This window comes from Pontibacillus halophilus JSM 076056 = DSM 19796 (genome assembly GCF_000425205.1).
Classification (GTDB): domain Bacteria; phylum Bacillota; class Bacilli; order Bacillales; family BH030062; genus Pontibacillus_A; species Pontibacillus_A halophilus.
Genome location: NZ_AULI01000002.1, coordinates 145,517 through 169,099, shown reverse-complemented (window position 1 = coordinate 169,099; position 23,583 = coordinate 145,517). Strand labels below are relative to the sequence as shown.

Genomic DNA, 23,583 nt, shown 5'->3' with positions numbered 1-23,583 from the left:
CGGCTTCTCTTATGGTCACAGAAAGGTGAGGAGGTCAATAAGGGTGGATAAGCGCAATTTCTCTATTAAGAAACTTCTACAATTGTACGATGAAATGTTAAGTGTTCAACATCGCACTGAGATTGCAAGGGAAATTCGAAATGAAGACGATCTGTTCATGCTCTTGTTGTATTCTGAAATGTTAGGGATTCCAAATCCTGCATCATTCTACACGCTTGAATTGTATCCATATGTAATTGAGAAGTTTCACGATTGGCACCTTCGCATGGGGATGGAGAAATCTCCATTAGATGGAATTCGTTGTTGTTAGGGGGATGGGAATGCATAGAAAATGGAGACAGCCTATCTTGTTTGTGGGTGGTAAAGGGGGAGTAGGGAAATCTACATCTACCTCCGCAATCGGATGCATGTTAGCAGACAGAGGGTACAGAACGTTAATTGTATCTACTGATCCTGCTCATAACTTAGGGCATCTCTTTCACCGGAAGATGACTGGGAAACCAACTAAATTGAAGGAAAATTTGTATGGACTTGAAATCGACCCAAAGGAAGAAGTGAGTCATTATTTGTCTTCTGTTAAACAAAACCTAAAGGGGCTTGTTCACAGCCATATGGTTCAAGAGGTTCATCGACAAATCGATTTAGCGGGAGCTAGCCCTGGATCAGAGGAGTCTGCTTTATTTGACCGAATTGTGAATATTATTCTTGAAGAGAAAAATCAGTATGAGTATCTTCTCTTCGACACTGCTCCTACGGGTCATACCATCCGTCTTTTATCTCTTCCAGAGCTAATGGGCGTTTGGATGGATCAAATGATTAAGAAACGAGAGAAAATTAACAATAGTTATACGGAGTTATTGAATGACGGACAAGCTGTGGATGACCCAATTTATGACGTTCTACAAAGGCGTCGAGTGAAATTTCAACAAGTAAGAGAGATCTTGCTTGACTCGAGTAAAACAGGATTTGTCTTTGTTATGAATCCAGAACGATTGCCTATTATGGAGACAAAGCATGCCATACAACAGTTGGAACAGTTCGACTTACCTGTTGAGCATTTGATTGTAAATAAGATACTGCCAGACGGAGCAGATGGTAACTTCTTGTTGAAACGAAAAGAGCAAGAAAAGAAATACTTGCAGGAGATTGAACGTACATTTAAAGAGAAACAGCTTCTATATGTTCCCTTATTAAGCCAAGACGTCGCATCAATGGACCAGCTTCAAGAAGTTTCCACTTTCCTCCAATAACGTTCAGAAAGTTCGTGAAGTTAGGTGTGCGAATTTGGTAGAATGTATGGGAGAGAAAGGAAGGCGGTTGTTTTGGATTTAAACCAAGTTGCAAAGCTTGTAAGCGAACAATACTCAGGTAACAAGGGAGTCGATGGAATATTCATTGCCGGTTCTGTCTCAAGAGGATGGGAGGATTTGTATTCTGATATTGAGGTACATGTTCTGTGGAACCAAGATCCATCGGTCGATGAACGCATGTCCCCAGTCTATCATTTGGATGGGGACTTAATTAGTTTCTATCCATACGAGGATGAGGAATGGTCAGAAGCTTATCGACTTCCGAACGGCGTTAAAATTGAAATGAGCCATTTCTTAACCGAGACGGTTGTAAGATGGGTGGAAGATGTCGTTGAGAAAGGATTGACCAATGCGCTCAAGCAATGCGTTGTTGCTTCCGTTCATTACGGACTCATCTTGTACGGAGAACAATGGATTCAACCATTAAAGCAAAAGACAACTATTTATCCAGACATCTTATCAGAAAATATGGTTCTACAACATTTAGATTTAGGGAATTCATGGTCATCAAGAGCAGCATTGGTAGAACGAGAGGATTGGCTTCTATTGTACGAGGTGTTATGTTCTGTGATGAAACAACTCAATGGAGTATTATTTGGACTTAATCGTATGTACGTTCAACACCCGTCCTACAAATGGCTAAGACAAAATGTTAGGGGGATGAGAAGTAAACCACTTAATTTAGAGGAGCGCTACACGCGTGTTTTGTTAAGCCATCCGAAAGAAGGGGTTATAGAGCTTGAATCCATTGTAGATGAAGTTCAACAACTGGCAGAGAAGGAAGGGTATACGCTTCAGGAGGTTTAGGTTTCCAGAAGCCTAAATGTTCTGTATAATCAGGCTATAATGAATAAAGGGGGAATTATTATGTCTACTACTTACACCACGTTGGAGCAAGAATATTTAGATTACATGAAGGAAATTGACCAATATAATGAAGCTATTTCTCTTATGTATTGGGATATGAGAACGAAGGCTCCTAGAAAAGGCCTTGAAGATAGAGCGGATGTAATTGCAACTTTATCTCAGAAAGTCCACCAAATGTCTACCTCAGATAGAGTAAAGGAATACATAACAGAATTAAAGGGTAAGACTGAGAGCGAGTTCATTCGTAAAGCAATCGAAAAAACAGAAGAACAGTACAACAAAAGTGCGAAAATCCCAAATGATGAATACAAAGAGTACGTGAAGCTACAGGCTCAATCTGAGTCGGCGTGGGAAGAAGCGAAAGAGAATGATGATTTCGACGCATTCCGTCCTTATTTAGAGAAAATGGTAGCGTACAATCGTCGCTTTGCTGAATATTGGGGATATGAAGAGCACATTTATGATGCACTCTTAGATGCCTATGAACCTGGTGTAACGGTTGCGGTGTTGGACGATGTCTTTCCTAAGGTTCGAGAATCTTTAACTGCGTTGCTTGAGAAGATTAAACAATCTCCGAATCAACCAGACCCATCGGTTCTTGTTGGCCATTTTCCTAAAGGAAAGCAAGAATCGTTTAGTTTGGAAATCTTAGATCGTATGGGATATGACTTTGAAGGAGGTCGTCTTGACGAAACGGTACACCCATTCGCGATTGACCTAAACCAAGGTGATGTCCGTGTTACAACGAAATATGATGAGAAAGATTTCCGTACCGCAGTGTTTGGTACCATTCATGAAGGGGGTCATGCTCTATACGAACAGAACATTGACTCTAAGTATGCGTACACACCGCTATCTGGCGGAACTTCAATGGGGATTCATGAATCCCAATCACTATTCTGGGAGAACTTTGTAGCTCGCAGTAAGGGCTTTTGGAATAATCATTTCCAACTATTCCTTGATTATGCCCCAGACTCATTTAAGAACGTGGACTTTGATGAATTCTACCATGCTGTAAATGAAGTTAAGCCTTCATTTATTCGAATTGAAGCGGATGAATTGACCTATTGCCTTCATATTATGGTTCGATACGAGCTTGAGAAAGCGCTTATAGCTGGAGAAATTGAAGTGAAAGACTTGCCGAAACTATGGGATGATAAGATGGAAGAATACTTAGGCATTCGTCCTAGTAAGAACAGTCAAGGTGTGCTTCAGGATGTGCACTGGGCTGGTGGTTCATTTGGTTATTTCCCTTCCTATGCTCTTGGATATATGTATGCTGCCCAATTCCATCATACAATGAAGCAAGATGTTGATGTGGAAGGCGTGATTGCAGAAGGAGACTTTAATCAAATACGTGAATGGCTCACGACAAACATCCATCAATATGGAAGTAGTAAAAAGCCTTTAGAAATCGTACATGACGTTACAGGAGAAGGCTTAAATCCTGACTACCTCATTCAATATTTAACGAGTAAATACCAACCATTGTATCAATTCTAATAGTAGCCTCTCCTTCGTGAGAGGCTTTTTCTTTAAAGGGGTGGGTTATCATGAGAGAGAAAGAAAAGATGCTACGAGGTGAGTTGTATTTCGCAGCAGACAGAGAGCTAGCTGAAGAGCGTGACGAAGCAAGACGACTAACACGAATCATTAACGAAACGACTGAAAGAGAAATTGAGGATCGGACTCGTGCCATTAAAGAATTATTTGGAACAACAGGGGAAGATATCTTTATTGAGCCTAATTTCCGATGTGACTATGGTTCTAATATCCATGTTGGAGAGCGGTTCTTTGCAAATTTCGGCTGTGTGTTCTTAGATGTTTGTACGATTGTGATAGGTGACGATTGTATGCTTGGCCCGGGAGTTCATTTATATACAGCGACGCACCCACTAAATGCAGTAGAACGTGCTTCAGGTTACGAATTTGGAAAACCAATCACCATAGGACATAACGTGTGGATTGGAGGACATAGTGTAATCAATCCAGGTGTTACTATTGGAGACGGTGCTGTCATAGCTTCTGGTGCTGTTGTAACGAAAGATGTACCTGCCAACGTCGTTGTAGGCGGGAACCCAGCTAAGAAGATTAAAGATATACCATCATCAGAAGAGCATCAGTAATAGCATTTGCTACCTTACTGGTGCTCTTCTAGTTCGTGTAGGAAGTCTTTGTTCATATCACTTAGTGGTTCTGAAAGAGACTTTCTCATTGCTTTTAGCATGCGTTTCATTTCTTTCGTTTGAAAGATAAGGAAGGGAGAACTTACTTTAGAACAACCAATCTCAAATTGCTTTAACAAAGTTTGCTGCACCTTTAAAGATGTTTCTAGTATGCTCGTATATGCCTGTGAAACTTCTTTATGAGGTTCTCGAAATAGTGTCACTTCATAAAGCTTCGTAAAACAAAAGAGTAGAATGAGTTGGATGAACAATGGGTGGCTCTGCTTCGTAAGTGTGAAGTGGTTGCCGTGGACGTAATCATCCAACGTACTGAAATTACAGTGAGAATATTTACATAAGAAATTATAGAACGAATAGAAATACCGTTTGTCCTTCCCATTCCTCAATAGGTGAGGGGGTACAACCTTACCTACAATCTTTCCTTCCCGGTCAACCACTCGTTCTTCTTCAACCAAATAGTAATGGAAAGCTACACCAATGGGAGTTTGAATAAATTGATGGCTATCCTCAGGATGATCTTGAAGATATCGACTACTAAGATAATTCTCAAATATACTTCTTGAAAGAGTGACCACATCTTGTAGCAAGGCATTGGTTAGGAGAACGTTGCTGCTCTTTAAGGTCTTTGTACCCTTCGTAAACGCGAAGTTACAAAATTCCTCGTAACCTCCATCTTTCGCAGAAATCTCTGGCAATGTCAGAATATAAGACTCTGATAAATCGACAAATTCATGAAGGATCTTTGTAAGTTCTTCTGAGTGCGCTTCCATTCAAACATGCTCTCCTTCTAAGGTTGTTGTAGTAGCTTAACCTAAGAAAGGGGTACTCATTCTATTGCTAATACACATACCCCTATTGGTTTACAAACTTATATAGATAGGTGTAAAATACCCTTATAGGTATAAAGAGTGCATGTTATCATCGTGCAATCATATTCGTGGAGGTGAGCGGAATGGAATTTACATTTATGCTTACGATATTTCTAATTGGTTTTGTCGGATCTTTCGTATCTGGAATGGTCGGAATTGGTGGATCCATAATTAAGTACCCAATGCTGCTATATTTGCCTCCTTTATTAGGATTCAGTGCCTTTACTGCCCATGAAGTCTCAGGTATAAGTGCAGTACAAGTCTTCTTTGCTACAATTGGTGGGGTCTTTGCCTATCGTAAGGGTGGATATTTAAACAAAGACCTCATCCTCTACATGGGTATTAGCATTCTAATTGGTAGTTTTATTGGTGGCTATGGCTCTCGCTTGATGAGCGAAGGTGGAGTCAATTTGGTTTATGGTGTGTTAGCGACTATTGCAGCGGTTATGATGTTCATTCCGAATAAAGGGAAAGAGGAATCTCAGGATGTTACCTTTAACAAGACCTTAGCGGCTTCGTTAGCTTTTGTGGCAGGGGTTGGCGCAGGTATTGTCGGAGCTGCGGGTGCCTTTATATTGGTTCCTATCATGCTAGTTGTGCTGAAAATCCCAACACGCGTTACGATTGCTAGTTCGCTTGCGATTACATTTATTTCATCCATTGGCTCTACCACTGGGAAGATTGTAACTGGGCAAGTCGATTATGGGCCCGCAATCATTATGATTATTGCTAGCCTTCTTGCTTCTCCCTTAGGAGCTCACACGGGTAAACGAGTGCCTACGAAGCTATTGCAAAGTATTTTAGCAGTCTTAATTCTTGCTTCCGCAGTGAAAATATGGAGCGATTACTTCTTATAACAAATAGGGAAGGAACAGCGGTCTGCAAGAACTTGAAAAAGATCGGCCTTCAAAATCTAGGATGAAGAAGGTGCCGGAGAGTCTTTTTCGGAGAAGAGCTAGCGAATACCAGCCGTCTCCTGCGGAAAAACGGGTGATCCGACACCCCGCAGTGTGGGGTTTCACGAGGAGGATCGGGCGTTCGTCCACGGAAAGCGAGTGGTATTCGCCCGCACGGCCCACACAAAAAAGTTTGCAGAAAAACGCTGAGGAGGAACCTTTAGGTTCCTCCTCTTATTAGTTGGTTAGATGGTCTCTAAAGAAGCGTAACACTTCTTCATAAACCCGAATCTCATTCGCCTTTTTAGAGAATCCGTGCCCCTCATCTTCTAGTACGAGGTACTCAATCTTTCTCCCCTTGTTTCGTAAAGCTTCTACAATTTGATCGGATTCCTGCTTTACAACACGGGGGTCGTTGGCTCCTTGTATGACATACATCGGCTTCGTCATCCCGTCAAGATACGTAATCGGAGAGTCCTCGATTAATTTCTCCTTGTCTTGTATAGGGTCACCTACCCACTTCGCCATAATCGGCTTCCAATGTGGTGGTACAGACTCGATAAAGCTAAACAAGTTACTTGGTCCAAAGATATCAACTACTGCTTTGAAGTAATCTTGATGACGACCGTGAAGCAGGAGTGCCATGTACCCTCCATAGCTTCCTCCAAGTAGAAAGATTTCTCCTTTAGTTGCATACCCTTGTTGAATTAGCCATTCTAATCCATACACGTTATCTAGACGAGGACCGTGACCCCAGTCTCCTTCGACTAGTTGCATGAACTCTTGACCATACCCGCTCGACCCTCGGAAGTTAGGGGCGAATAGGGTATAGCCTTCGTATACAATCGCTTGAAAGAGTGAACGGAAGGAATCACGCTCTGCTGCTTGCGGTCCACCATGCGGCCAGAACACGACGCGGCCGTTATCTTTACTTTGTACAGGCTTGAAGAGTAAGGCCTCAATCGTTGTACCATCAAAGGATTGGTATTGAACAACTTCAGGTGTCGATAGATGTTCCTCCTTCACTGTCGGTACCCGGTGGGACGTTAGTGGCTTCCAGCCGTCCTCCGACAGTCGATAGATATTCTGTGTAGCTGTAGAAGTGTCGCCAAGAATATATACAGCACCTGACTTCGCCACATGTAGTTGATCGATAACACGAATAGGAAGTTCTATAATGCTCATTTCATCCGTTTCAACGCTATACGTGAATAGACTATCGTTTACACCATGGCTCCCCACTATATAGAGAATGTGATTCGTATTGTCGTATGTAATGTGAGTGAAGTCCGTATCGTCTACCTCAATAACTTTCTCGAAAGTTTGGGAACGAACGTTGTATTTCGCTAAATAGGTACGGTCGGCTTGATAATTTGTCGTAAAGTACACCTCATCTTCTGAGATGAATGTGCCACCTGCTACAACGTGTTGAGATTCGGGGTCTGGTGTCATAGAAACGAGCTCATTATTGCTGAATACATATCCTATGACATGAGTGTTTGAGAAATGTTTCATGATCAGATAATTTGGTTCTTCCTTACTTTTATCTAGTAGATAGGTGGGCGCATCGCTGCCATGTAGAATGATGGTTTCTTCCCCATCCTTTACATTGAACGCATACACCTTCATGTAGGTGGGGTCTTCTTTATTGGATGTATAATAAAGCGTGTTTCCATCTTCTGAGAACAGTGGTCCGATGTGCTTCTTACCTTCATGTGTGCGAAGGGGTTGTAACTCGCCGCCTGTTGAAGGGGTGGCATAGATTTGATCATTCTCATCCCCGTCACGGTCTGTAAGTATTAAGATAAAGGAACCATCCTTACTGAATGTCACGCCCCGATTAGTTTGGTTATGAAATGTGAGGGGGTAGGGGTATTGATTCGGTAAGTCTAGCGCCCATACATTATAGTGTCCGTTGATGTTCGTACTATAAACTAGTTGGCTTTCATCTTCATTAACAGCAAAGGTTTCAATCCCGTAGGTTTCAAAGAAGTGTCTCAATCGCGGTTCTTTAAACTTCATTGCTTATCCTCCCTTATTCATAATGGCTTCATCTATACTTATTCGATAAGGAAGAGGAATTTCCTATTTATACACGGAAATCCTACAGTGAGGTACACATTTAGCGATGAACGTAACTTGTTAGTACGAATTTCTTCTTAATGCGATTGTCTTTCTATCACAATCGAAAAGTAGCTGTCTCGGAGTGACCGGGACAGCTACTTTTCTTTGAAGATTAGGACTCTAATGCTGATTCTCTATTCTGTTTATGTTTACGATGGTAGACTACGTTTAATTCGGCTCCAATCATTAAGATCAACCCTGTTAAGAATAGCCAAAGCATGAGTACAATCACGCCACCTAAGCTTCCGTATGTTGCAGAGTAGTTCCCGAAGTTACTGACATAGAAACTAAAGAGTAAAGAAATAAACTGCCATAGCACAGTAGCAAGGATTGCACCAGGGAGCACGTGTCTAAATGGATAATCTAAATTTGGAGCTAGGTGGTAAAGCATCATAAGTACTCCAATCATGACTAAGCTACTTACTATCCATCTTGATGCTTGAAGTAGTATGCTCATTTCTGAAGGCAGTGTAGTGAAGCGATTGATGATCGTAATAATCACATCACCAAATATAGGTAACACAAGAGAAACAGCAAATGTCACAATCATGCCAAGTGTTAACACTATAGAAAGTAGGCGAACTTTAATAAAGGAACGCGTTTCATCTACGTCATAGGCAATATTAGCAGATTTAATAAATGCGTTGATTCCATTAGAAGCTGACCACAATGTACCAATAATTCCGATTGTTAATAAACCACCTTTAGGTGAATCAACTAAACTAATAATATTCTCCCTAAATACGGTCATCATTTCTCCAGGAATAAGCTCACCCATAAAGTCAATGGCTCGATCTGGGCTTATTTGTAGGTAAGGTAATACCGATAACACTAATATGACTAGCGGTACGATGGCAAGGAGATAGTAATATGCCTGTGCCGCAGCTAGGACAGGTAGGTTATCTTTCTTAAATTCTTCGAAAATATCTTTCCCATATTGAATCCACTTGTTCATACAGCTCCTCCTTTTCAGCAACAGTCGTTGTAAATCTCTATCCCCTGAATTCCGATATAGTAACCCTTTAATTTTCCAAAGAAAGATATTCTGTTTATCGTTTCACAACCTCCTTTTTGTGGTATCTCTTCTAAAAAGGAGGTAGAAGACCATGACGGTAACAGGAATAAGTCTACTTATTATTGCGGTATCATTTTTACTTATCGCGATTTTCTTAGTTAAAACATTAAGAGTCGCATCACAAACAATGAAAAGCGTATCTGGAACTATTGAAAAGATGGAAAGTCAGGTAGAAGGCATTACAACGGAATCTCAAAACCTTATTCAGAAAACAAATACGATGGTGGACGAAGTAAAGGAACGTTCCCAGTCCATCTATACGTTCTTCGATACGGTAGACCATGTTGGAACATCTGTCGATCAGGTTAATGATTCGTTTCAGAAATTGTCTAAAGGGGTGGAACAAGAATCAATTAAGCACTCAGAAGACGTTTCCAAAGCGATGAAATGGGGAGAAGCAGCCATTAACCTTTATGTGAAATGGAAGAAAAGGAAACGAGGCGTTCAAAAAGCTTCATAAGTAAAAGGAGGTATACACATGGATTGGTTAGGAATTGGTGTTTTTATTATCGGACTTGCATTTGCGATTGGCTCCATCTTCTTAGCGCGGGTGTTGAATAACCTAGCTGAAGTATTGAAAGGAGTGAACAAAACGGTCGACCAGCTACCAGAACAATTGGATAGCGTTATGGGGCAGACGAGTGAGGTTCTAACGAATGGGAACCAGACCCTTGCAGACGTAAATGAAAAGCTGCATGCGCTGAGCCCATTATTTTATATCGTTGGTGACGTAGGTGAAACCTCAAGAAAGTTATCTTCCTCACTTGTAGATGTGACGGCTTCCATGAAGAAGAACACATCTAGAGGTCGAAACGTACTAGATGAGAAGCAGTTGAAAGGACTTTATAGCGCTCTAGCCTTTGGTTATTACTTAAATCAGAGAAGAAAAGATATGAAGGCGGCGAAAGACCAAGCGTTGTCAAGTTCTTAATGATAAGGGATTCGAAGAGGAAGAACACAGGCGAGACTGTGTTCTCCTTTTATATTTCATCGAAAGAAGGTGAAACGTTTTGAAAGTTCTAAGCGTATTTGTAGAAGACTAGTAACTGGACTGTTTGTTCGAGTAGGAAGAGAGGTTTTATGATGAATCGATGGGACGAGTCTTCACCAATTCGTTTCTTAGGCGGAAAGGTATTGCTCTACATATTAGGCGTTATTCTATTCATTGGGGTGAATATTCTTGTTTACACACGTATTTCCTATCTATTCACCCCATTAGTTGTGTTCATAGAGACGGTGGCCTTGCCGGTCATCTTAGCTGTTGTTGCGTATTACTTACTCATTCCGTTGATCTCTCTATTAGAGAAGTTCGGAATGAGGCGAATCTATAGCATCTTGCTTATCCTTAGTTTAGTAGCTGGATTAATTACGCTGCTTATTTTCTTGCTTCTCCCATTTCTTGAGAAGCAATTTCTGAGCTTGGCTGAGGAATTGCCTCAGTACGTCATTCAATTAGTGGAGAATGTCGATGCGTGGTTTAAGAACTCCATCTTCTCAAACTATTACAACAACATGTTTCAAGATGTGGAGGGAATCCTTTCCCAATTGCCGAACACAATGTCCACATACGCATCAAATACCCTGGATGGAATTACGACATTTATTACGACCATCACGGATGTCATTATAGCGATTGTAACGCTTCCATTCATTTTGTTTTACCTGCTTAAAGAGGGATACAAGCTTCCAGAAATGATTCTACGAGTCTTTCCTCCTAAGGTAAGACCAGACTTAAGGCATGTGTTTAAAGGGATTGACCACCAGTTAAGTGCTTACATTCAAGGACAGATATTAGTCAGTGTATGCATTGGGATTATGATGTATATCGGATTTGTCATTATCGGGTTGGATTATGCATTATTGCTTGCGGCAATTGCTAGTGTGACGAGCGTAGTGCCTTATTTGGGTCCTATGATAGCCATCACACCAGCTCTAATTATAGCCATCGTAACGTCTCCATTCATGCTTGTGAAACTTGTTATTGTATGGACGATTGTTCAATTGCTAGAAGGGAAATTTATTTCACCTCAGATAATGGGAAAGAGTTTGCACATTCATCCTGTTACCATTATCTTTGTGTTGCTGACAGCAGGTCATTTGTTTGGTCTATTAGGGATAATTGTAGCTATTCCTGGTTATGCAATCCTTAAAGTAGTTGTAGGCCATCTATTTGTCCTATTCAAACGACGGTATAATAGATACGCTTTAGAAGACAATCAGTATGAACAGAGTGAATGACAAGGCTGCCATGTTGGCAGCCTTGTTGTATGGAGTTGAGGATTTTCATTTCTTCTTGTAGAATAGCAAATTGTACAAACGAGAAACGGACAGAAAAGGTGTTAGACATGACAAAGAAGACAATTGTGGTCGGAGCAGGCATTCTCGGTGCTTCGACAGCTTATCATTTAGCGAAGAAAGGGGCTGACGTCCTGCTCGTTGATCGTAAGGATATCGGTCAAGCGACGGAAGCTGGAGCAGGTATTGTATGCCCTTGGTTAACTCAACGACGGAATAAACCTTGGTATCGTCTTGTGAAAGGCGGTGCGAGCTATTACCCAACTCTAATTAAAGAACTCGAAGACATGGGTGAGCAGCAGACAGGATATGCTCAAGTTGGAGCAATTAACATCTATGATACAGAAGAAAAGCTCGAGAAAAAGATGAAGATTGCCAAAGAGCGGAAGGAACTAGCGCCTGAAATGGGAGAAATTAAGATTCTAAACGAAGAAGAAACGCGCGCAATGTTCCCGCCGCTTGTCGAAGGATATGGAGCGATTTATATAAGCGGAGGAGCTCGTGTGAATGGGAGAGAGCTTCGTGATGCTTTAATCCGAGGTGCAGAGAAGCATGGGGCAGAGATGCTTTATGGAGATGCTTCTCTTGTGTACGAAGGTTCTACTGTAACGGGCGTCACGGTAGAGGGCGAAACGTTCGATTCGGATTCAGTCATTGTAACAGGTGGCGCTTGGTCTCAACAATTACTTGAACCGCTTGGAATGACATTTAAAGTAACCCATCAAAAAGCTCAAATTGTCCATTTAGACTTGCCTGATACAGATACGAGCAAGTGGCCGGTTCTTATGCCGCCTTATAATCAGTATATGCTCACGTTCGGCGGCGGACGTGTAGTCGTTGGAGCAACTCATGAAGACGACCCGGACTACGATTCTCGTGTAACGATGGGAGGCGTCCATGACATCCTTCATAAAGCTATCGCAATTGCACCTGGATTAAGGGAAAGTACATTTGTCGAAACGAAAGTAGGGTTTCGTCCATTCACACCAGGATTTCTCCCAATTGCAGGTGCTGTCCCTCATATGGCCGGATTGTACGTTGCGAACGGCTTAGGTGCTTCAGGACTCACAAGTGGCCCTTATCTTGGGGCAGAGTTGGCAAGACATGTTCTTGGTGAAGAAACTGAGCTCGACCTTAGCGATTACGACGTTACAACTGCATTTGAATAAAGGCAACCATCCGTCAAAGTAGGCGGATGGTTGTTTATGTTTCGTGACATGTTTAATCGCTTACCCTTTAATGAAATCTTGTGTTATGGTGAACTCACATGAAGGGGGAGGGATTGGTATGTATTTACCAAGTTTCAGACTAGATGGTAAACTTGCGGTCATTACAGGGGCCACGAAAGGGATCGGGCGTGGTATTGCACATGCTTATGCCGAATCAGGTGCGGATTTATTAGTGATTGCGCGCACGAAAGAAGACCTCGTCTTCTTGAAAGAGGAGCTGACTCCGTATGATACTAACGTTTATATCGTAGAGGGGGACGTGCAGCAGCACAAAGCGTTGATTGTATCGATTGAAGCGGTTATTCCAGACAGACATATCGACATTTGGGTGAATAATGCTGGAATGAATATTCGTTCTAAAGCGAAGGATGTGACAGAGGAGGAATGGGCTACAATTGTCGATACGAACATGAAGAGTGCCTTCTTTCTCAGTCAGTATGCTGCCCATAAGATGAGTCAAGAGCGTGTAGGTAAAATCATTAACGTATCATCTGTTGCGGGTACAAAAGCTCTTCGTACGGGTGTCGTATATGGGATGACAAAGGCAGCGCTTATTCAAATGACGAAGAATCTCGCCTTGGAATGGGGAGGAGACAATCTTACTGTAAATGCAATCGGACCATGGTATTTCGAGACACCGCTCACAGAGACTGTCCTTCAGGATGAACAATACGTCAACGATATCTTAGCAAGAACTCCGTTAAACCGAATTGGAGAGTTGAAAGAACTTGCGGGAGTCGCGGTGTTTCTAGCTTCAGAGGCAAGCAATTATATGACCGGCCAGACGTTATTTGTTGACGGTGGAATGAGTATTTACGGATTTTAACAAAATAGGTACATAAAACCCTCTCTTTTTCCACACGATAAATGGTAAATGAGGGGGTTCTATTATGGCATATGTTGCATCTGTAGGGGTAAGTATCCCTCCAAATGAAATCACTCAAGCAGAGATAAAAGAGTTTGTAAGACATATTTTCCCTAGGTCTGAGCGTGAAGTTGAACGCTTGCTACCAGTATTTGAGAATGCTTCTGTAGAAAGAAGGCAATTTGTAGTCCCGAAAGAATGGTTTGAAGAAGATCACGGTTTTATGGACCGGAATTTGGTTTACGAGAAGAAATCATTAGAATTTGCGTTGGAGGCAGCGGATGCTTGTTTGACGAATACCACATTTCTAACGGAACCCATTCACTATGATGCAATTGATGTCGTCATCTTCGTATCAAGTACAGGGGTTGCAACGCCAACAATTGATGCAAGAATGATGAATGAACGGGCATTTCGAACAGATACAAAGCGCATTCCAATTTGGGGATTAGGGTGTGCTGGGGGTTCTTCTGGTATGGCGCGTGCCATGGACTATGTACTCGCACATCCTAAAGAAAATGTACTGATTGTAACCGTCGAACTTTGTGGTCTAACCTTCCAAAAAAACGACCATCGTAAAAGTAATTTCATTGGAACTGCCTTATTTGGAGATGGTGTTGCAGCTTCTTTGGTCATGGGTGAGCAGTCTACATATCGCAATCGAATCCGAAACAGAGTTCCAGTAATGAAGCGTGCAAGCTCACGACTTATGAAAGATGCACTCGATGTTATGGGGTGGAATGTAAATGATCATGGATTTGAGGTTGTCTTCTCAAGAAGCATCCCTAGACTAGTGGAAACGTTCTGGAAAGACCACGTGACTGAATTCACTCAAGAAATTGGAGTCCATCCTTCAACCTTTCCATTCTTCGTGGCGCATCCCGGCGGTACGAAAGTGTTAGAAGCATACGAGGCTATTACTGGAAGTAGTTCTGATAAATTCAAATATTCGTATGATGTGTTGCGTAATCATGGGAATATGTCTTCTTCAACGGTTATACACGTATTAAAGAGCTGGATGGAAGAGTTCCCCCCTTCGCATTCGAAGAGTCTGTTGGCTGCTTTAGGACCAGGCTTTAGTTCTGAACTTGTTTATTTGGAGTGGAGCGAATGAATTTCTTCGTCTATTTGTACGGGTTCATTCTCGTGCAACGATTGGTTGAGGTACTCGTTGCCAAGTATAATGAAAAGTGGATGAAAGAGAGAGGAGCTGTTGAAGTTGCAGGTGGGCACTACAAATATATTGTCATTGTCCATACCTTGTTCTTCATATCCATATTGTTAGAGGCCTACCCAAAGGAGATTTTGTTGTCTGATTGGAAAGGATTCTTACTTGGGATTTTCTTTGTGACACAAGGGTTTCGCATTTGGTGTTTGTCAACGCTTGGACGTTATTGGAATACAAAGATCATTATCTTGCCCGGTTCAGAGTTAGTAAAGAAAGGACCATACAAGATTATGAAACACCCAAATTACTTCATTGTAGCGGTTGAGTTCGTAGTCATCCCTCTATTGTTCAGTGCATACGTGACAGCAATTGTATTCCCGTTATTACACGGGTTGCTCATGCTTATTCGAATTCCTCATGAGAATCGAGCATTAGAGAAGATTTCAGAATAATAGAAGAAAAACGCCCATTCCTAGTTGAAAACGATTCTCATTATTGATATAATCCAAGTAACGAATTGAAAATCGCGAACAACATGGAAGTGAGGGGAAACACATGATTTTAATCATTGTTGCAACCGTTCTTTTATACAGTCTATTAATGGTAACCATTTTAGCTAAATTAAATGACAAGCGTGCACGCTCAATCGTGCAGTTAGTTAAAGGGAACAACGTTCGTTCGGTAAAGGAAAAGAAAGCTCAATATGAACATAAACTGTTAACCAGGTGAAATTCCTGGTTTTTTTTATGTCGACTTTTAGTATACTTGGAGAGTAAAGGAGGAATGGGTGTGAGCATCATATGTAGTCCAGAGTGGGCAGAAAAAATGTTAAAGCGAGATGACGTTGTGGCAGTGGATTGTCGCTTTAAGCTAGGTGATCCTAATTATGGCTATGAAGCCTATGTAGAGGGTCATTTACCTGGAGCTGTACACATGGATTTAGAACGTGAAATGAGTGGAGTTGTAGCGAAAAACATGGGAAGACACCCGTTGCCTTCGCCTCGGAAATTTGCTAGTACGATAAGTGAGAAGGGAATTGGACTACACGATAGCGTGATTGCGTATGATGATCAGCTGTCTCCAATGGCTTGCCGGTTCGCATGGATGATGAAATGGCTTGGTCATGTAGAAGTGTATGTAATTGATGGAGGACTGAATGCATGGCTTTTAGATGGTTATTCAGTTGAATCTGGTGTAGTCAACCGGAAACAAGCGATGTATACCCCATCAACGAAGGATGATCTTCTTGTTGACGTTGAGGACGTGAAAGGAAGACAGGAGACCCCTCTTATTGATTCGAGGGCTTACGAACGGTATATAGGTAAGGAAGAACCGATTGATCCGGTAGCGGGTCATATTCCAGGTGCCATTTGTATGGACTGGAAAAACGTCTTAGATGAACGGGGGCGCTGGAAGTCGAAGGAAGCATTGCAATCACAATTCCGTTCTCTACATAACGAACGTGAAGTCATCGTGTATTGTGGTTCTGGTGTTACAGCTACGGTTAACATCATTGCATTGTGGGAAGCAGGGGTTAAGCAAGTGAAGCTTTATAGCGGCAGTTTTAGTCACTGGATTACAGATTTCGAACGTCCAGTAGAACGATGCTAAGTATACGAATCATCGCTTAAAGGAGTACATATGGTAGAACAACAGCATTCATTGGCGTATTTTATTGAAGATTTGTGGGCAAAGGGATTTAGGCTAAGTGATGAAGAAGTTCAATTCATTTATTTCGGAAAGAATTATGCTCAATTACCAGATTGGGTCGTGATCTTTGCTGTACGTGCAACGTTGCAATTTCAGCGGTCTTTCGATGGGAGCTTCTACATAGGTTTACTTGATTATTTACATGAAAATAGCCCCCAAACTCGAAAAGAAGCTTGGGAGCTATTAGAAAAACGTGGACTCAAAAAACGGTCATCCTTTCGGTTTTTGAAGAGCCGCACGTGACAGTTCGTCAGCTTGTTTATTCTGTTTCTCTGGAATCCACTTAATAAAGAAGTATGGAAACTGAGCACCTAATGTTTCAACCTGCTGCAATAATGGTCGAAATCGCTCTTGTTTGCAGAAAGATTTCTCAACAGATTGCACCACAAGCTTCGAGTCAGAACGAACGCTAATAATTTCATCTGGATAGTGTTGCCGGCAATAATCCAGTGCATGAATGACAGCGTGGAATTCTGCTTCGTGATTGGACATGTTTCCTAAAGGAATAGACAGTGAGTGGTAGTCGCGTCCATTCTTAATATAAATTCCAGCCCCGCTAGGACCAGGATCGCCTTTCGCAGCACCATCTGTATACACTTCAATCATCGACAACATCCCTTCTATAGAAAGAAGAATGCCTTTAAGCATTCTTCTTTTTCTCTATTATTTACCATGTTTAAACCGTTTTGCAACATATAGGAACGGTGTATCTGCAGCTGCTACAATAAATTTAATCACATAAGTGGTAAGGAAAATTTCGAACCAGATATCCCAAGGAGTCCCATAAAATGCGATTGCTGTGAATACTAACGTATCGAGCAATTGGCTCACCATCGTACTCCCATTATTCCGTACCCATAAGAACTTGTCTTGAGGCAATCTTGCCTTTATTGCTGAATAAATCAGCACGTCCACATACTGACTGACAAGATAAGCGAGTAGACTACCTATGGCTACCTTTGGAATTTGACTAAAGATGGTGTTTAGTGCGTCTTGTACGACATCGCTTTCAGCGGGAATAAATTGAAGAGCGAGCTGCATCATGATCGTCATGCTAATTAGTGTGAAGAATCCCATCCACACCGCGCGTTTGGCATCGTTCTTTCCATACTTCTCGTTCAGAATATCTGTCGCAAGGAAAGCTGTTCCGTAAATGATATTCCCAAGTGTTGCGGTCATGCCAAACAATTCGACCATCTTTGTAACCTGGATATTTGCAACAACTGTCGACATACCAATCCATACAAAGAGACCAGTGCGACCGAAGATTCGGTACATCACTAAGATTAAGCTAAAATTAATAATAGCAAATAAGAGCCAATAAAGTTCATTAAACATCGTTATACCTCCTAGTTTTGATCTCGCAGGATGTCTCGAACTGCGTCCGACTGCATAATAACGGACAAACTCGTATTATAAGAGGTTAGACGTCTAATTGCAACAAACAAAAAAAGGTACCCCGAGTTGGGGTACCTTGTATATATGGGCAATGATTAGTTTTTTGTTACGTTAGCAGCTTGTGGGCCGCGGTCGCCTTCAACGATTTCGAAAGAAACGCTTTGGCCTTCTTCTAGTGTTTTGAAACCTTCTTCTTGGATAGCAGAGTAGTGTACGAATACATCGTTACCGCCTTCAACTTGAATGAAACCGTAACCTTTTTCTGCGTTAAACCATTTTACTGTACCATTTTGCATCTTGAAAATCCTCCTAAAATACGATCACGTAAACGTGTGTTATTACAAAGGAACGATGAATGGAAACATAAAAAAGGCAACTTCTTAAAGAAATGCAGGACCATAAAAGTTCCCAGACACTTCTATAGAAGTTACCTTTTCTTTCATGAATCCGTTCAGTTTCTTTGCTTAAATCTATAGTAACGTATTCCCTTAAAGCAGTCAACAGCAGGAGAGGTAAAATTATTAGAACATTCTGCTTTTACTAAGAAACCTTCAAACTCGTTTTCTGACTAGCGCATAAAAGACCGTTTGTATTACAATCAAACAGCATAGAGTGAAGGAGGTACACGTTGTGAAACAGGACGCAAGATTTGCAATTGCCAATAGAGAGGCAATATACGGAATCGGACTGGCCGTCATTAATTTCTTGTGGTGGTATGGGTTTGCGTACGGCTTAGGTTCAAAGCCGCAAGAAGAATATACGTATATAGCAGGCTTTCCTGCTTGGTTTTTCTATAGTTGTATTGGAGGATTTATTCTAATGGTTCTTCTCGTCATTTTCGTCGTAAAGGTGTTATTAGTCGATGTGCCGTTCGATGATGAGGAGGGAGGACAATCATGAATGAAGCAGTATGGGTTCCGATGGTCCTATTCTTATTCCTTATCTTCTTTATTGGAATATGGGCGAGTCGGAAGAAAACAGAAGGTGCCTTCCTTGATCAGTACTTTCTAGGTGGACGTGAGCTTGGGGGATTTGTACTGGCTTTAACTATGACAGCTACATATGGAAGTGCAAGCAGCTTCATTGGGGGGCCAGGAGTGGCCTATAATGAAGGGTTAGGCTGGGTGTTGCTCGCCATGTCTCAACTTGTGACAGGTTACTTTGTATTATTAATCTTAGGTAAGAAGTTTGCGATCGTTACTAGGAAATACAAAGCCGTTACCTTAATCGATTTTCTGAGGGTGCGTTATAACAGCAAATGGGTTGTCTTGCTTTCGGCCTTATCCATCATTATATTTCTGTTCTCCGCAATGGCTGCTCAATGGGTAGGTGGTGCTCGATTGATTGAAACGATGACAGGCCTATCCTATACGAGTGCATTGTTCTTATTCGCAGTTTCTGTACTTGTGTATGTCGTCATTGGAGGTTTCCGGGCTGTTGCGTTAACGGATACAGTTCAAGGTGTCATCATGTTCTTTGGAACGATGGTGTTGTTAGTAGCCGTTATACACGCGGGCGGAGGAGTCTCAACTATTATGGACAACCTCATCTCAGAAAACGAGAATCTAGTCACGCCATTCGGGAAAGACCGTCAATTAACTCCGGCTTATGTGTCTTCTTTCTGGATTTTAGTAGGGGTAGGTGTAATTGGTTTGCCGCAGGTTACGGTGCGTGCCATGTCTTACAGGAATTCAAGAGCGATGCATCGAGCCTTAATTGTTGGTACAATTGTGGTTGGGTTTATTATGTTAAATATGCATTTGATTGGTGTATTTGCAAGACCGATTCTGCCAGGTATTGACGTAGGTGACAAAGTTATGCCATTAATTGCGATTGAAGTTCTACCATCGTGGGTTGCTGGGTTAGTACTTGCAGCACCAATGGCAGCGATTATGTCTACCGTGGACTCGTTATTACTCCTTGTGAGTTCAGCCATTGTGAAGGATATCTACTTGAATTATGTGAAACCAACGGCTCGTGAACAAGAAGTGAAAATCCTATCAATAGGGGTAACGGCCATACTAGGTGTACTCGTCTTTATGATGGCATTGAACCCTCCTGACTTGCTTATTTGGTTAAATTTATTTGCTTTCGGAGGACTCGAGGCCGCCTTTATTTGGCCTGTGGTGCTTGGATTGTACTGGAAGAGAGGGAATGCTACAGGTGCTATTGCCTCAACACTAGTTGGAATCACCAGTTATATTCTCATTGACCAATTTCTGAATCAACCGTTAGGTGTACATCCTATTGTTCTTCCTGTCTTATTCTCTTTACTTGCATACATTATCGGGAGTCTAGCAACTTCTAAAGCGACAACAGAAGTTGATTCTATATAAATAAACGAGGTGTTGGAATGAAATCAGACATTCAAATTGCTCAGGAGGCTACGATGAAGCCGATTGCCTCCATTGCTGAACAACTAAATTTATCAACAAAGGATTGGGAGCCTTATGGGCACTACAAGGCGAAGCTTTCTTATTCATTAATGGAAGACCTTGAAGAGAAACCTGATGGCAAGGTTGTTCTTGTCACGGCTATTAACCCAACTCCAGCCGGAGAGGGCAAATCTACTGTCACGGTCGGGCTAGGTCAGGCAATGAATCAAATCCAAAAACAAACCATTATTGCTCTTCGTGAGCCATCTCTTGGTCCTACGATGGGGATTAAAGGAGGCGCAGCTGGTGGAGGTTACTCTCAGGTGCTTCCAATGGAAGATATTAACCTTCACTTCACTGGTGATATTCATGCCATTACAACCGCCAATAATGCGCTCTCAGCTTTCATTGACAATCATATACACCAAAGTAACGAATTAAACATCGATGCTCGAAAGGTTGGTTGGAAGCGCGTAGTAGATTTAAACGATCGCGCACTAAGAGAGGTGATTGTTGGCTTAGGTGGGCCTAAACGAGGGGTTCCAAGAGAAGATGGGTTCAATATTACGGTAGCGTCAGAAATTATGGCTATACTTTGTTTAGCTTCTAGTTTAGATGATTTAAAGAAACGTCTCAGTGAAATCGTATTCGGCTATACATATGACGATCAGCCAGTTACGGTTCGTGAACTGAAAATGGAAGGAGCACTTACGCTTCTTCTTAAGGATGCATTAAAACCAAATCTTGTTCAAACGATGGAGCACACTCCTGCTATTATACACGGAGGGCCGTTTGCGAATATTGCCCATGGTTGCAATAGTGTGATGGCTACGAATTATGCTCGTAAACTCGGAGAATATGTCATTACAGAAGCAGGATTTGGAGCGGACCTTGGAGCTGAGAAATTCTTAAACATTAAAACGAGAGCTGGTGGGTTTGAACCAGACGCCGTCGTTCTTGTTGCAACGGCACGTGCATTAAAGATGCATGGTGGAGTTCCTAAAGGTGACTTGAAGCTAGAAAACGTAGAAGCTCTTAAAGCGGGAATCGCGAATCTTAAGAAACATATGGAAACGCTAGAAAGCTTCGGTCTTCCTTATGTGATTGCGATTAACCGATTTGAAACGGATAGTGAAGCAGAACTTCAGTTCATAGAAGAATGGTGTAAACAACAAGGTGCTTCTGTCGCTCTAACTGAAGTCTGGGCGAAAGGAGGGCAAGGAGGCATTGACCTTGCATATAAAGTTGTGGACGCTATAGATAAAGGCAAGACGTCTTTCCGTCATACGTACGAGTTGACCGACTCTCTTGAAACAAAGATTACAAAAGTTGCAACAGTAATCTATGGGGCAAGGAATGTGGAATTCTCATCTAAAGCGAAGCAACAACTCCAACAGTACGCCGAAAATGGTTGGGGAGACCTTCCTGTCTGTATGGCCAAAACGCCAGCTTCCTTATCAGATGACCCAACGAAGTACGGACGTCCGACCGACTTCACGATTACCGTTCGTGAACTCAGTGCTTCAGTTGGTGCTGGATTCATCGTCGCTTTAACAGGGGATGTCTTAACGATGCCAGGATTGCCTAAGTCGCCAGCGGCTTTAAACATGGATGTAGGTGAGAACGGCGAGGCGCTTGGATTGTTTTAAGTGTAAGAACCCTTCTTTGTAAGGGTTCTTTTTACATAAGTAGAGGATGAGGGGAGGAATGAGAATGAGGAAGATATGGATTGGGGTCACTGGTTGGGGAGACCATGACACACTTTACGAACCAGGAACCCCTTCTCAGAAGAAATTGACTTCTTATGCTTCTCATTTTCCAATAGTAGAATTAGACGCGGCTTTCTATGCCATTCAACCAGCACGAAACTATGAGAAATGGATTAAGGAAACACCTGAGAATTTCTCATTTGTCGTGAAAGCTTATAACAAAATGACCGGACACCATCGAGAAAAGATGACATCAGAAGAGGTACGAGAGCTCTTTACTGCTTATAGAGAGTCGCTACAGCCATTAATCGAGGCAAATAAGTTGTATGCAGTACTCTTTCAATTCCCACCATGGTTCGATGTTCGAAAAGAGCATGTTCAAAAGATTAGGTGGATTAGAAAACGTCTACACGACCTCCCACTGGCTATAGAATTCCGAAATCAATCCTGGTTCTCTGAGCCGTACAAGGAGCAGACGTTGTCGTTACTTCAGGAGGGAAATTGGATTCATTCTATTTGTGATGAGCCACAAGCTGGAGAAGGTTCTGTACCTACTGTCTTAGAACCGACCAATAAAGAGAAGACCATCATACGCATGCATGGGAGAAATGCGCATGGTTGGAATAAGAATGGAAGAGAAGATTGGCGGGAAGTACGTTTCCTTTACAATTACAACGAAGAAGAGTTGTTGCAGTGGCAAGAATGGATAAATGGTCTACTGAAGAGGACAGAAAGCGTTGCCATGCTATTTAACAATAATAGCGGTGGGCATGCAGCGGACAATGCTAAGCAAATGATGGGTCTAATGGGTGTCTCATATAGCGGGCTTAATCCTAGACAAATGGACTTATTTGATACGGGGGAATCGTAATGGAGCAAAGTCAAGTACTACACCGAGTTGAACGTCTAATTTACGAAAGGTTTCAGCGAGACGCAACGGGTCATGATTATTACCATATGAAGAGGGTAGCAACGACAGCTAGGGAACTTGCTGAGGAATTGGGGGCATCTCCATACCTCTCAGAGCTAGCTGGCTGGCTACATGATTACTTAGATCCGAAGCTTACGAAAGACGTGTCAGGAGATGAAGCGTACCTTCGTACCTTCCTACGACAAGTGTGCGAATTGGAGGACACCATGATTGATGAGGTCTTTCAGGCGATGAAAGATGTTTCATTCTCAAAAGGGAATATTCCTGATTCGTTAGAAGGGAAAATAGTTCAAGATGCTGACCGACTTGACGCATTAGGTGCAATCGGAATCGCAAGGACCTTCGCCTTTGGAGGACAGAAAGAGCGTCCACTTTATCATCCAGACGACGAAACAAATTCATTGCAGCATTTCTATGATAAGCTGTTGTTGCTAAAGGATCGATTAAATACGCAACCTGCGTACGTACGTGCAGAACGGAAGCATGCCTTTATGGTCGAATTCATTGAACAATTTAAAGAGGAGTGGCAGTAGCACAAGCCATCACTTTATGAGCCATTTCTATTTGGAACTAGAC

Annotated in this window: 27 protein-coding genes; 21 read left to right on the top strand and 6 right to left on the bottom strand. The window is 42.1% G+C overall.

Features of this window, described 5'->3' with window-relative positions:
• Positions 1-43 precede the first annotated feature (43 nt).
• From H513_RS0103245 to H513_RS0103225, 5 genes are all read left to right on the top strand, one after another.
• Positions 44-310, top strand: a complete 267-nt coding sequence (locus H513_RS0103245) for a cory-CC-star protein (RefSeq protein ID WP_276525064.1) — start codon at positions 44-46, stop codon at positions 308-310.
• Positions 311-320: 10 nt separating this feature from the next.
• Complete coding sequence (locus tag H513_RS0103240) at positions 321-1,250, top strand: ArsA family ATPase (protein WP_330981683.1); 930 nt, start codon at positions 321-323, stop codon at positions 1,248-1,250.
• A 72-nt stretch (positions 1,251-1,322) separates the two neighbouring features.
• Entirely contained in the window at positions 1,323-2,117 is a 795-nt protein-coding gene (locus H513_RS0103235; protein ID WP_026799424.1) for a DUF4037 domain-containing protein, read from the top strand.
• Positions 2,118-2,177: 60 nt separating this feature from the next.
• Positions 2,178-3,680, top strand: coding sequence for a carboxypeptidase M32 (locus tag H513_RS0103230; protein WP_026799423.1), 1,503 nt, complete (start codon positions 2,178-2,180; stop codon positions 3,678-3,680).
• Between the two features lie 47 nt (positions 3,681-3,727).
• Positions 3,728-4,303, top strand: coding sequence for a sugar O-acetyltransferase (locus H513_RS0103225; RefSeq protein ID WP_154655170.1), 576 nt, complete (start codon positions 3,728-3,730; stop codon positions 4,301-4,303).
• Positions 4,304-4,317: 14 nt separating this feature from the next.
• Here H513_RS0103225 and H513_RS0103220 read toward each other — a convergent pair whose 3' ends face one another.
• Complete coding sequence (locus tag H513_RS0103220; RefSeq protein ID WP_026799421.1) at positions 4,318-5,133, bottom strand: DUF5677 domain-containing protein; 816 nt, start codon at positions 5,131-5,133, stop codon at positions 4,318-4,320.
• Positions 5,134-5,315: 182 nt separating this feature from the next.
• Between H513_RS0103220 and H513_RS0103215 the strand changes: the two genes are divergently transcribed.
• Positions 5,316-6,089, top strand: coding sequence for a sulfite exporter TauE/SafE family protein (locus H513_RS0103215; RefSeq protein WP_026799420.1), 774 nt, complete (start codon positions 5,316-5,318; stop codon positions 6,087-6,089).
• Between the two features lie 276 nt (positions 6,090-6,365).
• On the opposite strand, the gene H513_RS0103210 is transcribed toward H513_RS0103215, so the two are convergent.
• Together H513_RS0103210 and H513_RS0103205 are read right to left on the bottom strand one after the other, a co-directional pair.
• On the bottom strand, positions 6,366-8,150 hold the full coding sequence (locus tag H513_RS0103210; RefSeq protein ID WP_026799419.1) for a S9 family peptidase: 1,785 nt from the start codon (positions 8,148-8,150) through the stop codon (positions 6,366-6,368).
• A gap of 214 nt (positions 8,151-8,364) precedes the next feature.
• Positions 8,365-9,207, bottom strand: a complete 843-nt coding sequence (locus H513_RS0103205) for a YihY/virulence factor BrkB family protein (RefSeq protein WP_026799418.1) — start codon at positions 9,205-9,207, stop codon at positions 8,365-8,367.
• A gap of 151 nt (positions 9,208-9,358) precedes the next feature.
• Here H513_RS0103205 and H513_RS0103200 point away from each other — a divergent pair, with 151 nt between their 5' ends.
• The 10 genes from H513_RS0103200 to H513_RS0103155 all read left to right on the top strand — a co-directional run bounded on the left by H513_RS0103200 (position 9,359) and on the right by H513_RS0103155 (position 16,837).
• Positions 9,359-9,787, top strand: a complete 429-nt coding sequence (locus H513_RS0103200) for a DUF948 domain-containing protein (protein WP_026799417.1) — start codon at positions 9,359-9,361, stop codon at positions 9,785-9,787.
• Positions 9,788-9,805: 18 nt separating this feature from the next.
• Positions 9,806-10,258: a DUF948 domain-containing protein gene (locus H513_RS0103195; RefSeq protein WP_026799416.1), complete on the top strand. Its 453-nt coding sequence runs from the start codon at positions 9,806-9,808 to the stop codon at positions 10,256-10,258.
• A gap of 149 nt (positions 10,259-10,407) precedes the next feature.
• Entirely contained in the window at positions 10,408-11,565 is a 1,158-nt protein-coding gene (locus H513_RS0103190) for an AI-2E family transporter (RefSeq protein ID WP_330981684.1), read from the top strand.
• A 107-nt stretch (positions 11,566-11,672) separates the two neighbouring features.
• Positions 11,673-12,791 carry an NAD(P)/FAD-dependent oxidoreductase gene (locus tag H513_RS0103185; RefSeq protein WP_036769872.1) on the top strand — a complete coding sequence of 373 codons (1,119 nt, stop codon included), beginning with the start codon at positions 11,673-11,675 and terminating at the stop codon, positions 12,789-12,791.
• A gap of 118 nt (positions 12,792-12,909) precedes the next feature.
• Positions 12,910-13,677 carry a glucose 1-dehydrogenase gene (locus tag H513_RS0103180; RefSeq protein ID WP_026799413.1) on the top strand — a complete coding sequence of 256 codons (768 nt, stop codon included), beginning with the start codon at positions 12,910-12,912 and terminating at the stop codon, positions 13,675-13,677.
• Between the two features lie 64 nt (positions 13,678-13,741).
• On the top strand, positions 13,742-14,830 hold the full coding sequence (locus H513_RS0103175; protein WP_026799412.1) for a type III polyketide synthase: 1,089 nt from the start codon (positions 13,742-13,744) through the stop codon (positions 14,828-14,830).
• Positions 14,827-15,336, top strand: coding sequence for an isoprenylcysteine carboxyl methyltransferase family protein (locus tag H513_RS0103170; RefSeq protein ID WP_026799411.1), 510 nt, complete (start codon positions 14,827-14,829; stop codon positions 15,334-15,336). Before H513_RS0103175 ends, H513_RS0103170 begins: the two co-directional genes overlap by 4 nt.
• A gap of 103 nt (positions 15,337-15,439) precedes the next feature.
• Complete coding sequence (locus H513_RS21445; RefSeq protein WP_154655169.1) at positions 15,440-15,613, top strand: hypothetical protein; 174 nt, start codon at positions 15,440-15,442, stop codon at positions 15,611-15,613.
• A gap of 60 nt (positions 15,614-15,673) precedes the next feature.
• Positions 15,674-16,495, top strand: coding sequence for a sulfurtransferase (locus H513_RS0103160; protein WP_051239630.1), 822 nt, complete (start codon positions 15,674-15,676; stop codon positions 16,493-16,495).
• Positions 16,496-16,525: 30 nt separating this feature from the next.
• Complete coding sequence (locus H513_RS0103155; protein ID WP_026799409.1) at positions 16,526-16,837, top strand: DUF6123 family protein; 312 nt, start codon at positions 16,526-16,528, stop codon at positions 16,835-16,837.
• Here the strand turns inward: H513_RS0103155 and H513_RS0103150 are convergent.
• From H513_RS0103150 to H513_RS0103140, 3 genes are all read right to left on the bottom strand, one after another.
• Positions 16,805-17,242 carry a ribonuclease HI family protein gene (locus H513_RS0103150; protein ID WP_330981685.1) on the bottom strand — a complete coding sequence of 146 codons (438 nt, stop codon included), beginning with the start codon at positions 17,240-17,242 and terminating at the stop codon, positions 16,805-16,807. The two genes, H513_RS0103155 and H513_RS0103150, sit on opposite strands and share 33 nt — an antisense overlap.
• A gap of 15 nt (positions 17,243-17,257) precedes the next feature.
• On the bottom strand, positions 17,258-17,932 hold the full coding sequence (locus H513_RS0103145) for a queuosine precursor transporter (RefSeq protein WP_026799407.1): 675 nt from the start codon (positions 17,930-17,932) through the stop codon (positions 17,258-17,260).
• A 155-nt stretch (positions 17,933-18,087) separates the two neighbouring features.
• On the bottom strand, positions 18,088-18,288 hold the full coding sequence (locus H513_RS0103140; RefSeq protein ID WP_026799406.1) for a cold-shock protein: 201 nt from the start codon (positions 18,286-18,288) through the stop codon (positions 18,088-18,090).
• 334 nt (positions 18,289-18,622) lie between these two features.
• On the opposite strand from H513_RS0103140, the gene H513_RS0103135 reads away from it, so the two are divergent.
• The 5 genes from H513_RS0103135 (at position 18,623) to H513_RS0103115 (ending at position 23,540) form a co-directional block, all read left to right on the top strand.
• The gene (locus H513_RS0103135; protein ID WP_231572100.1) at positions 18,623-18,892 is read left to right on the top strand and encodes a YhdT family protein; all 270 of its coding nucleotides are present in this window, start codon (positions 18,623-18,625) and stop codon (positions 18,890-18,892) included.
• Positions 18,889-20,328, top strand: a complete 1,440-nt coding sequence (panF, locus tag H513_RS0103130) for a sodium/pantothenate symporter (protein WP_026799404.1) — start codon at positions 18,889-18,891, stop codon at positions 20,326-20,328. The genes H513_RS0103135 and panF overlap by 4 nt, the downstream gene beginning before the upstream one ends.
• Before the next feature lie 17 nt (positions 20,329-20,345).
• A complete protein-coding gene (locus H513_RS0103125; protein WP_026799403.1) occupies positions 20,346-22,016 on the top strand; it encodes a formate--tetrahydrofolate ligase in 1,671 nt (556 codons plus the stop codon).
• A gap of 64 nt (positions 22,017-22,080) precedes the next feature.
• The gene (locus tag H513_RS0103120) at positions 22,081-22,947 is read left to right on the top strand and encodes a DUF72 domain-containing protein (RefSeq protein WP_026799402.1); all 867 of its coding nucleotides are present in this window, start codon (positions 22,081-22,083) and stop codon (positions 22,945-22,947) included.
• A complete protein-coding gene (locus H513_RS0103115; protein WP_036769879.1) occupies positions 22,947-23,540 on the top strand; it encodes an HD domain-containing protein in 594 nt (197 codons plus the stop codon). The genes H513_RS0103120 and H513_RS0103115 overlap by 1 nt, the downstream gene beginning before the upstream one ends.
• The last annotated feature ends 43 nt before the right edge of the window (positions 23,541-23,583 follow it).

What these genes read in the sequence shown, in the direction of transcription:
- H513_RS0103240 (WP_330981683.1), top strand. Translation starts at nt 321, where the DNA reads ATGCATAGAAAATGGAGACAGCCTATCTTGTTTGTGGGTGGTAAAGGG.
- H513_RS0103230 (WP_026799423.1), top strand. Translation starts at nt 2,178, where the DNA reads ATGTCTACTACTTACACCACGTTGGAGCAAGAATATTTAGATTACATG.
- H513_RS0103220 (WP_026799421.1), bottom strand. Translation starts at nt 5,133, where the DNA reads ATGGAAGCGCACTCAGAAGAACTTACAAAGATCCTTCATGAATTTGTC.
- H513_RS0103215 (WP_026799420.1), top strand. Translation starts at nt 5,316, where the DNA reads ATGGAATTTACATTTATGCTTACGATATTTCTAATTGGTTTTGTCGGA.
- H513_RS0103210 (WP_026799419.1), bottom strand. Translation starts at nt 8,150, where the DNA reads ATGAAGTTTAAAGAACCGCGATTGAGACACTTCTTTGAAACCTACGGG.
- H513_RS0103205 (WP_026799418.1), bottom strand. Translation starts at nt 9,207, where the DNA reads ATGAACAAGTGGATTCAATATGGGAAAGATATTTTCGAAGAATTTAAG.
- H513_RS0103200 (WP_026799417.1), top strand. Translation starts at nt 9,359, where the DNA reads ATGACGGTAACAGGAATAAGTCTACTTATTATTGCGGTATCATTTTTA.
- H513_RS0103195 (WP_026799416.1), top strand. Translation starts at nt 9,806, where the DNA reads ATGGATTGGTTAGGAATTGGTGTTTTTATTATCGGACTTGCATTTGCG.
- H513_RS0103190 (WP_330981684.1), top strand. Translation starts at nt 10,408, where the DNA reads ATGATGAATCGATGGGACGAGTCTTCACCAATTCGTTTCTTAGGCGGA.
- H513_RS0103185 (WP_036769872.1), top strand. Translation starts at nt 11,673, where the DNA reads ATGACAAAGAAGACAATTGTGGTCGGAGCAGGCATTCTCGGTGCTTCG.
- H513_RS0103180 (WP_026799413.1), top strand. Translation starts at nt 12,910, where the DNA reads ATGTATTTACCAAGTTTCAGACTAGATGGTAAACTTGCGGTCATTACA.
- H513_RS0103175 (WP_026799412.1), top strand. Translation starts at nt 13,742, where the DNA reads ATGGCATATGTTGCATCTGTAGGGGTAAGTATCCCTCCAAATGAAATC.
- H513_RS0103170 (WP_026799411.1), top strand. Translation starts at nt 14,827, where the DNA reads ATGAATTTCTTCGTCTATTTGTACGGGTTCATTCTCGTGCAACGATTG.
- H513_RS21445 (WP_154655169.1), top strand. Translation starts at nt 15,440, where the DNA reads ATGATTTTAATCATTGTTGCAACCGTTCTTTTATACAGTCTATTAATG.
- H513_RS0103155 (WP_026799409.1), top strand. Translation starts at nt 16,526, where the DNA reads ATGGTAGAACAACAGCATTCATTGGCGTATTTTATTGAAGATTTGTGG.
- H513_RS0103150 (WP_330981685.1), bottom strand. Translation starts at nt 17,242, where the DNA reads ATGCTTAAAGGCATTCTTCTTTCTATAGAAGGGATGTTGTCGATGATT.
- H513_RS0103145 (WP_026799407.1), bottom strand. Translation starts at nt 17,932, where the DNA reads ATGTTTAATGAACTTTATTGGCTCTTATTTGCTATTATTAATTTTAGC.
- H513_RS0103140 (WP_026799406.1), bottom strand. Translation starts at nt 18,288, where the DNA reads ATGCAAAATGGTACAGTAAAATGGTTTAACGCAGAAAAAGGTTACGGT.
- panF (WP_026799404.1), top strand. Translation starts at nt 18,889, where the DNA reads ATGAATGAAGCAGTATGGGTTCCGATGGTCCTATTCTTATTCCTTATC.
- H513_RS0103125 (WP_026799403.1), top strand. Translation starts at nt 20,346, where the DNA reads ATGAAATCAGACATTCAAATTGCTCAGGAGGCTACGATGAAGCCGATT.
- H513_RS0103120 (WP_026799402.1), top strand. Translation starts at nt 22,081, where the DNA reads ATGAGGAAGATATGGATTGGGGTCACTGGTTGGGGAGACCATGACACA.
- H513_RS0103115 (WP_036769879.1), top strand. Translation starts at nt 22,947, where the DNA reads ATGGAGCAAAGTCAAGTACTACACCGAGTTGAACGTCTAATTTACGAA.